General features: G+C 50.3%; 5 protein-coding genes. 3 read left to right on the forward strand and 2 right to left on the reverse strand.

What is annotated here, in order from left to right:
- Positions 1 to 9 precede the first annotated feature (9 nt).
- Complete coding sequence (locus RWJ96_RS05170) at positions 10 to 450, reverse strand: ArgR family transcriptional regulator (RefSeq protein WP_314019304.1); 441 nt, start codon at positions 448 to 450, stop codon at positions 10 to 12.
- 223 nt (positions 451 to 673) lie between these two features.
- Here RWJ96_RS05170 and RWJ96_RS05175 point away from each other — a divergent pair, with 223 nt between their 5' ends.
- Positions 674 to 1723 (forward strand): papain-like cysteine protease family protein, encoded by a 1050-nt coding sequence (locus tag RWJ96_RS05175; RefSeq protein WP_314019305.1) that lies wholly within the window; start codon positions 674 to 676, stop codon positions 1721 to 1723.
- Between the two features lie 90 nt (positions 1724 to 1813).
- Here the strand turns inward: RWJ96_RS05175 and RWJ96_RS05180 are convergent, their stop codons facing one another.
- The gene (locus tag RWJ96_RS05180) at positions 1814 to 3535 is read right to left on the reverse strand and encodes a phospho-sugar mutase (RefSeq protein WP_314019306.1); all 1722 of its coding nucleotides are present in this window, start codon (positions 3533 to 3535) and stop codon (positions 1814 to 1816) included.
- 306 nt (positions 3536 to 3841) lie between these two features.
- Between RWJ96_RS05180 and rlmKL the strand changes: the two genes are divergently transcribed.
- Both rlmKL and RWJ96_RS05190 read left to right on the forward strand, forming a co-directional pair.
- Positions 3842 to 6130, forward strand: coding sequence for a bifunctional 23S rRNA (guanine(2069)-N(7))-methyltransferase RlmK/23S rRNA (guanine(2445)-N(2))-methyltransferase RlmL (rlmKL, locus tag RWJ96_RS05185; protein ID WP_314019307.1), 2289 nt, complete (start codon positions 3842 to 3844; stop codon positions 6128 to 6130).
- Between the two features lie 116 nt (positions 6131 to 6246).
- Positions 6247 to 8529, forward strand: coding sequence for a KUP/HAK/KT family potassium transporter (locus RWJ96_RS05190; protein WP_035434728.1), 2283 nt, complete (start codon positions 6247 to 6249; stop codon positions 8527 to 8529).
- Positions 8530 to 8633 lie beyond the last annotated feature (104 nt).

Here is an 8633-nt window from a genome sequence, read left to right on the forward strand (position 1 = left end):
CTTTATGTTTTATAAAACGCTCTCTACATTGCCAAGCTGCGTAATGATGCGCACCACGTCTGCAGCGTGCTCAGTCTTATCCACAATCATCAAAACGGTATCGTCACCAGCAACGGTGCCAACAACGTGGTCAAGCTCAACGTCGTCAAGGGCAAACGCAACGGCTGATGCAGTGCCTGGATGGCATCGAATCACAATAAGATTCTCTGCTGCCGTAGCCCCAACCACGAACTCAGAGAGCATTTTCTGCAAGTGCATGTCTTCAGAAAGCACATAGGCGCCCTCGGGAAGCTTTTGCAAATCCATTTCTGCAGTATCACGAGAAACGGTTGCTTGAGTACAGGCAAAGCCACGATCTTTAAGCATGTCAACAAGATCGCGCTGCGTACGGATGGACTCGCTGCGAACAAGCTCACGAATCACGTCCTGTCGAGCATTTCTATGCTTCACGACGCCTTCTTTCTTTATGCGGCTCACTCACTTTTGAAAACAAATGATAGTGAGTAAAAGAATATACTTAATCAACCCTTATGCGCATGCCAAACCGCTAAACGGTGCAAATAACCCGCTCGTCGGTCGGAATATTGCATTCACCGTTTTCTAAAAGTATTTATGCACTTCTCGCCGTATGATTCATCATGAGTGAAACTATTTTTACGGCTTGGAGGCCGCCATGCCCCTGAATGATTCACCTGATAGAAGACAAGGCTCCTACGGAGATTCTGCAATGCGTCGCCGCCCTCCACAAAATGGCCGCCCTTCTCGTGATGGCGGTTTTTCTGATAGGCAGGCAAGACGTCGCAAGAGAAATACCCTTGGTTCGCAGGCCATTCTTTTTAAGAGACAGTCTCTACTACATCGCATTGATTCTCGTACGAGAACCTATATTGTCATTGGTCTAGCGGTTATTGCAGCACTTTTACTGATCTTTATTGTGTCGAGCTGCGTGCGCGGTTGCGCTAAAGAATCTACTCCAGAAGTAGAGGCCAACTCCGTTGATTCTCGTGTTGCTGTGGGAACTTCAGAGGAACTGACTAAAGCTCTGGCAGCCAAGCTAGATCAGAACAAAAACCTTGCCTGGATTGCAGAACACGCTGATAAATACAGCGATAAAAGCCTCATTGAACTGGCACTTGCCCACCCTGAGGCTATTGATTTTGTTGCAAACTATCCCGATTCTGACGGCAAAGCCAAAACCTACGACGATTCAATCACCAAAGGCACAGCTCCACAGCTTTATACCTGGGACTCCAGGTGGGGCGGCGTCTCATATGCTGGTTCTGTAATTGCCACCAAGGGCTCTGGTCCAACTGCCCTTTCTATGGCATACATGGGCCTTACCGGAAAGAACAACTGGACTCCAGCAGATATTGCGGGCGCTGTTGAAACCGCTAAAGCAAGCGACACCGACTCTGGAATGAACAGATCATTTCTCGAGAAGAACTTAGCTAACCTTGGTCTTACCGCTGATAGCTATAACATTTCTGCCGACAATATCACCACGCTTCTAGATGCTGAAACCTTCCTGCTTGTTGAGGTTAAGGGTAACAAGCTGAGCTCTGATGGCGATCACTGGATTTTGGTAACCAGCAAGAACGATGACGGCACCGTAAATGTCCACGACCCTCTGTCCCCTGAGGTAAGCGCACGTCCATGGGCGGCAGAAACTATTGCCAGCGCTGCAAATGCTCTGTACACCGTGACGGTAAAGGCCGCGGAGTAAAAACCCAGCATCCACAAAAGGTGAATGCTGGGCTGGACGGGTTTCTCGCCAAAGAATTGCGTAGAAAAACGTTTTAAAGGTAAAGGCGAACTATGAAAGAACCTTCTGTGCGGCCTCGATAAGCTCGGCGATGCGTGCCTCGGCCTCCTCGCGAGTTTTGCCGTTGGCAAAGAGATAGGCCTTGACCTTAGGCTCGGTACCTGATGGGCGGAAGATGACCTTGTTATCTCCCTCAAGCCTGTACTCAATAACGTTAGAAGCTGGCAGCGTCTGAGGAGCCTCTTTCTGAAGGCCCGAAACGCGAGGCATTTCTGCGCACTCAGCGTAGTCAGTTACACCAACAACCTTGTAGTTGCCCACCATTTCCAGTGGATTCTTACGAAGACTGCTCATAATCTGAGCCATCTTTGCAGCGCCCTCGGCACCTGGGTAAGCAGCGTTGACAACGCCATTGAGGTAGTAGCCATAGCGCTGGTACAGGGCATCCATTGCCTCGTAGAGGTCCATGTTGCGAGCGGCGTACCAAGAAGCCATTTCAACGCAGAGCATGGTGGCAACAATAGCGTCCTTATCGCGAGCATGTGTACCAACAAGATAGCCGTAGGACTCCTCAAAGCCCATGAGGAAGCGATCCTCCTCACCAGCATCCTTGAGCTGGTCAATTTGGTCGCCAATGTACTTGAAGCCCGTGAGAACGCGGCGCATCTCAAAGCCGCGAGCACGTGCCAAAACGTCGGGCATAGCAGAAGATACGATGGTGGAAACAGCTACCTTATCCTGGGGTTTCTCGCCACGTTCTTCAGCCATGGTAAGAAGCCAGTCCATAAGCAGGACACCCATCTCGTTGCCGGAAAGCAGCACGTAATCGCCGTTATGAGGGATTGCAGTACCCATACGGTCTGCATCTGGGTCAGTTGCAACCAGGAGATTTGGCTTTACCTTGTCAGCAAGCTTGAGGCCCAGCTCAAGTGCCTCACGAAACTCTGGATTTGGATAGGAGCATGTGGGGAAGTTTCCGTCTGGCTCTGCCTGCTCTGGAACAACGTCAACGTCATTGACGCCAATCTCCTTGAGAATGCGCGTGACACACTCCATGCCTGTACCATTGAGCGGCGTGTATACAACCTTGTAGCCGTCGGCAGCCTTAAATCCTGGAATAGAAACGCGCTTGATAGCCTCAATAAAGTTGTCCAGAACCTCTTCTGGCGTCCAGACAATCAGGCCCTTCTCCAAGCCCTCTTCAAAGTCCATAGGCTTGACGTCAAAAGGATTGACGCGTGCGATATTTGCAGAAATCTCTGCTGCAGCCTCGTCAGTTATCTGACCACCGTTATCGTTGTATACCTTATAGCCGTTGTAAGGCGCAGGGTTGTGGCTTGCAGTAAGCACGATACCTGCGGAAGTCTTGAGGTAGCGGACGGCAAATGAGAGCGTTGGAACAGGCTCAATACGTGGGTAGACATATACACGGATTCCATTAGCTGCCAAAACACCGGCTGCAACCTTCTGGAAGTCCTCGCCCTTAAGGCGAGAATCCCTTGCAAGAGCCACGGTAGGATTCTGGTAGTGAGCGTTGAGATAATCCGCAAGACCCTGGGTTGCCTGAGCAACAACGTAGACGTTCATGCGATTAGTGCCCACGCCAATGGTGCCGCGCAAACCAGCAGTACCAAAAGCAAGCGAACGATAAAATGCGTCGTAGAGCTTATCTTCTGCTTCTGGTTTAGCAAGCTCACCGAGCTCTTCTACCAGGTCTTCTTCGGTGACGTTTGCACGCCAGGACTCAAATGCTTCCATAACTTTTGCATCCATAATGACTCCCAAACCTCAAACAGCTCTCTGTATTTCTTAATAAAAGATACTACGCGTATTTTAAGCGAAAAATAACAGATGATTTGGGACATTATGTATGAACTTCCGCTCTTCGGTGAGTGGAGGGTGGTGCGTTCTGCGGGCGCGCTGCTCGAAGTCACGCACAGCCGAGCGCCCACGGGTTCTTGTCGGAGATCGACCCACGAGTTCTTGATGTATTTTCTTCTCCCCACCCATTTGGCGAGAAAAACATGGGAAAATGTTACGTCAGTATGTATTCAATTCCTACGGGCGAAAGGTGTCCCGATGTCTCAAGAACTTGAGTTCTTTGCAACATGTCCAAAGGGCTTTGAGAAGCTTCTTGCGCAGGAGCTTGATGGCCTGCGCATCAAAAAGGTGCGCCCTCTTGGCGGACAGGTTGCGTTTTACGGCTCATTGGCCGATGCTTACCGCGTCTGTTTATGGTCTCGCCTCACGTCTCGCGTCATTTTGGTACTTGATCGCGTTGGCGCCGCAACTTCAGACGCTCTCTACGAAGACCTCTCCCACATTGCTTGGGAAGACCATATTGGTCCGCATGCCACCATTGCAGTCAGCGCTCACGGCACAAATGACCAGCTCAGAAACACCAACTTCATTGCTGTCAGAACAAAAGACGCAATTGTAGACCGACTTGCAGCAAAGCGCGGAAGCCGTCCTATGGTCAACACGCTTGCACCTGACGTAACTATTGTCGTGCGCGTCTCACGCAACCGCGCCACAGTTGGCATTGACCTTGCTGGTGAAGCGCTCTTTAAGCGCAGTCTGACTGGCGGTCGAGGGCCGGCACGTGAGTTTGCGCCGCTCAGGCTGGACTACGCTGCTGCCCTTCTGTACCTGCAGGCGCAAACTGCTGCGAGCGCACCGGGTTTCTCGCCAGACGCGCCGCTGCCGGCGCTGCTGTTCCCGGGAGCAGGCGCGCTTGCACAGGAGGCAGCGGGCATGGCGCTGGACGTGGCACCGGGCATTCTGCGCGCTCGCTGGGGCATGACGGGTTGGGCTGGCCACGACGACGATGCTTGGCAGGATTTACTTGCCGAGGCCGATGAACGTGCCGAGAAGGGCCAAGAGCGCCAGGTCACGCTCTATGCAGCAGATCCTCGCCCAAAGGCTAAGGAGGCCGTGCTCTATACGCTTCGCGCAGGTGGTCTCAAGGCAGACGTGCAGTTCTTACCTGCATCTGAGCTCCTCGAGCACGCGGAGCACTTCACGGGCATTGTTGCCGACCTCTCATGGACCAAGGAAGAGCCTACACTTCAAGGCTCTGCTTACGCCACACTTGGACTTTTTGCTGGTCAGGCAAGTACGCTTCTTACCAGCGATACAAATACTGATACGGTACTCAGAGCAACTCCATCGCAGACACTTTCTGTCTACGTGGGCAACTCCATTGCCACCATGCGCTGCTACCCTGCCGCAGTCGTTGAGGAAGCAGGTGGCGGCGAAGCTGATGCCACTGCACCTGCAAGCAACTCTGAGTCAACCTCGATTCCTGCAGGTCCCACTGTCATGGTTAACGACCAGCCGGTAAGCGTACTGGTTCCTGCATCAGATCAGTTTGTTGCACGCCTTGCTAAGGTGGCCAAGCAGCGCGCTAAGTGGGCTCGTAAAAACGATGTCTCGTGCTACCGCGTATACGACGCTGACCTGCCCGATTATGCTGTCAGCATTGACATCTACAAGGGCGCCACAAAGCCAACTACCTGGCTGCAAATCTCTGAGTACGCCGCTTCTAAAGAGATTGATCCAGACCTTGCAAAGCGCCGCCTCCTAGACGTCTTAGCTTTGGCTCCTCGCATTCTAGACGTACCCAGCTCAAACGTAAATCTACGAACAAGAACGCGTGCAAAGGGTGGCTCTCAGTACTCTGATGAGGGCAGTGCAACCGACAACTCAAGAAAAGAAATGCTGCTCATCGATGAGGGCGGCCTACTCTTTGAGGTCAACTTTGCATCCAGACTGGACTGTGGAATCTTCCTAGACCACCGCGATACGCGCGCAGAGATTCGCGAGCTCATGAAGAGTGCCGGCGCAGCTAAGAGCTTCCTCAATCTCTTTGCCTACACAGGTACCGCTACCTGCTACGCAGCAGATGGTGGTGCACTTCACTCCACAACCGTTGACCTCTCCAAGCCTTCGCTTGAGTGGGCCAAGCGCAACATGAAGCGTAACGGCTTTGACGGCGAGGAACACGAGTTTGTCCAGGCAGACGTCCTGTCTTGGATTACCGAGATGCGTCACACCAAAAACCGCTGGAACGTCATCTTCTGCGACGTCCCCACCTTCTCCAACTCATCGCGCATGAGGCAGAGCTCGTTTGATGTCCAGAGAGATCACACTGAGCTTATCATTGGCATTTCTCGTCTTCTGACTCGCGGCGGCGTTGCCATTTTCTCATGTAACCTGCGTACCTTTAAGCCAGATGTCGAGAAAATCCAGCGAGCTGGCGTCGACATTGAAGACATAACAAGTGAAACTATTCCGGAGGACTTCTCAAGAAATCAGAAGATCCATCATGCATATAAAATCTCGAGAAAACCGCGGGAAAATGAGTAAATTTTTCCGCTTGCAGACAAAATAAGTACGTTTGTACATTCGTCTAGTTATAACTAGGTATATGGACTAACATATGATGACGAACTGTACTAATCATCTGTTGAGAGGATTAATAGATGAATACAAGTAAAGCTGCATTTCATGCGCTTTTCTCTAAGAACAAAGCCAAGAAATCAACTGGCATTCCTCTAAGTGCTGGCATGGTACTTGTTACCCTTGGCATCGTCTACGGTGACATTGGCACTTCTCCAATGTACACCATGAAGGCAATTATCGCTGGTAATGGTGGACTTCTTACCATGAGCACCGATGTTGTTTTGGGTGCTCTGTCCCTCATTATCTGGACGCTAACACTCATTACAACCGTTAAATACGTCATGGTTGCAATGAAGGCAGACAACCACAATGAGGGCGGAATCTTTGCGCTCTACAGTTTGGTTAAAAAGTGCGCCAAATGGCTGATTATTCCTGCCATGATTGGTGGCGCAGCTCTTCTTGCTGACGGTATTTTAACCCCAGCTGTTACGGTAACCACCGCTATTGAGGGTTTGCGTACTATTCCTGCAGCTCATGCTATTATTGGTGATAATCAGCACATTGTTGTCATGATTACCATCATCATCCTCTGCACCCTCTTTGCCTTACAGAAGGCAGGTACTTCTACCATTGGTAAGGCCTTTGGCCCTGTCATGACGCTTTGGTTCTTGTTCTTGGGTGCCATGGGTGTTATGAACATGTTTGCTGACATTAGCGTTGTTCGAGCTCTTAACCCAGTCCGCGGCATTCTGTTCCTCTTTGATGGCAAGCTCAATGCAGCTGGCCTCATGGTTTTAGGCAGTGTCTTCCTTTGTACCACTGGTGCAGAGGCACTTTATTCTGACATGGGTCACGTTGGCAAGAGCAACATTTACGTAAGCTGGCCTTTTGTTAAGGTCTGCTTGATTCTGAACTATCTTGGACAAGGCGCATGGCTCATTACCAACCACAATAACACCGTGCTAAATACTATCAAAGACCTCAATCCTTTCTTTGAAATGCTTCCTGGTCAGCTTAGACCATTTGCCGTTATTCTCTCTGCGCTTGCTGCAATTATTGCCTCTCAGGCACTGATTACCGGCTCTTACTCCATTGTCTCTGAGGCTATTAAGCTTGACCTTATGCCTCATATCAAGATCAACTACCCCTCCACAACTAAGGGCCAGATTTACATTCCACTTGTAAACAACATCATGTGGGTTGGTTGCATTGGCGTTGTACTTCTCTTCCAGAGCTCTGAGCACATGGAAGCAGCGTACGGTCTTGCAATTACCGTTACCATGCTCATGACCTCAATCTTGCTCTACACCTACCTGGCTGTTATCAGAAAGCGCCTATGGGCGGCCATTCCATTCATTCTTTTCTTTGGTGCTATCGAGGCTATGTTCTTCTTCTCAAGCCTTACCAAGTTCTTCCACGGCGGCTACTTTACCGTTCTTATGGCTACCGCAATCTTTGTTGTCATGTTTGTCTGGCGGCGCGGTACCGCTGTTGAGAGGACGCAGAGCGTTTATCTCCCCGTAGATAAATACATTGACCAGCTCCGTAGCTTGAGCCACGATGCAGATTATACAACCCTCGCTGATAACCTGGTCTTCTTGACCAATGACTCTTCATTTGACAAGCTGGATCGAGACATCCTCTATTCCATCTTGGATAAGCGTCCAAAGCGTGCTAAGGCCTACTACTTTATTAACATCTCGCTGACAGACGATCCAAATACCCGTGAGTTTATCGTCAATGACTTTGGTACAGACTTCCTGTTCAAGATTACCCTGCGTCTTGGCTTTAGGGTAAACCAGCGTATTAACACCTATCTGTATCAGATTGTTGGTGACCTGATTAAGAACAATCAGCTTGCTCCACAGAATCACAAGTATTCCATCTACAAGGAGCACTCCGAAATTGGTGACTTTAGATTCTGTCTGCTGCGTAAGGTACTAGCTCCAGAGACTGACATCAACGGTTTTGACGCTCGTTGCCTTGAGCTCAAGTACTTTATTCGTCGCATCTGCGGATCTCCTGCTCGCTGGTATGGTCTTGAGAACTCCAACATTGTCTTTGAATACGTTCCTCTGTTCTCCAAGGTTAAGCGCGGGCAGAAGCTTACTCGTATCACGCTTGATGACGCAGCTCAGACGGGTTCTATGCCACTTGTTGAGGCTCCTATGAAAGAGCGTATTGCAGAGATTGAGGAAGACGAAGATATCTTTGCAGAAGCGCTGCACAAGGAGCGCGTTGAAAACGCAGCTACTGTTGCAGACTACGTTGGTGGCGATACCGCTAGCTTCCGTCCTCTTAAACTTGACGAAGAAGAGGCTGATGAAGATGTCTTTGAGGAGCAACAAGACTCCAATCACTAGGCCTAGCGCGTAGTAGTTTTACTTCTCATAACAAAAGCCGACAGATTGTATGAACTGCGTCCCAAAACTTGGACGAATTTAATAAAGAGCTAGGCCTCCAAGGA

The sequence above is a fragment of the Lancefieldella parvula genome (assembly GCF_963547875.1).
Taxonomy (GTDB): domain Bacteria; phylum Actinomycetota; class Coriobacteriia; order Coriobacteriales; family Atopobiaceae; genus Lancefieldella; species Lancefieldella parvula_D.

Bases quoted from the DNA above. Each gene is read 5' to 3' on its own strand.
- RWJ96_RS05175 (WP_314019305.1), top strand. From the start codon at position 674: ATGCCCCTGAATGATTCACCTGATAGAAGACAAGGCTCCTACGGAGAT.
- RWJ96_RS05180 (WP_314019306.1), bottom strand. From the start codon at position 3,535: ATGGATGCAAAAGTTATGGAAGCATTTGAGTCCTGGCGTGCAAACGTC.
- rlmKL (WP_314019307.1), top strand. From the start codon at position 3,842: ATGTCTCAAGAACTTGAGTTCTTTGCAACATGTCCAAAGGGCTTTGAG.
- RWJ96_RS05190 (WP_035434728.1), top strand. From the start codon at position 6,247: ATGAATACAAGTAAAGCTGCATTTCATGCGCTTTTCTCTAAGAACAAA.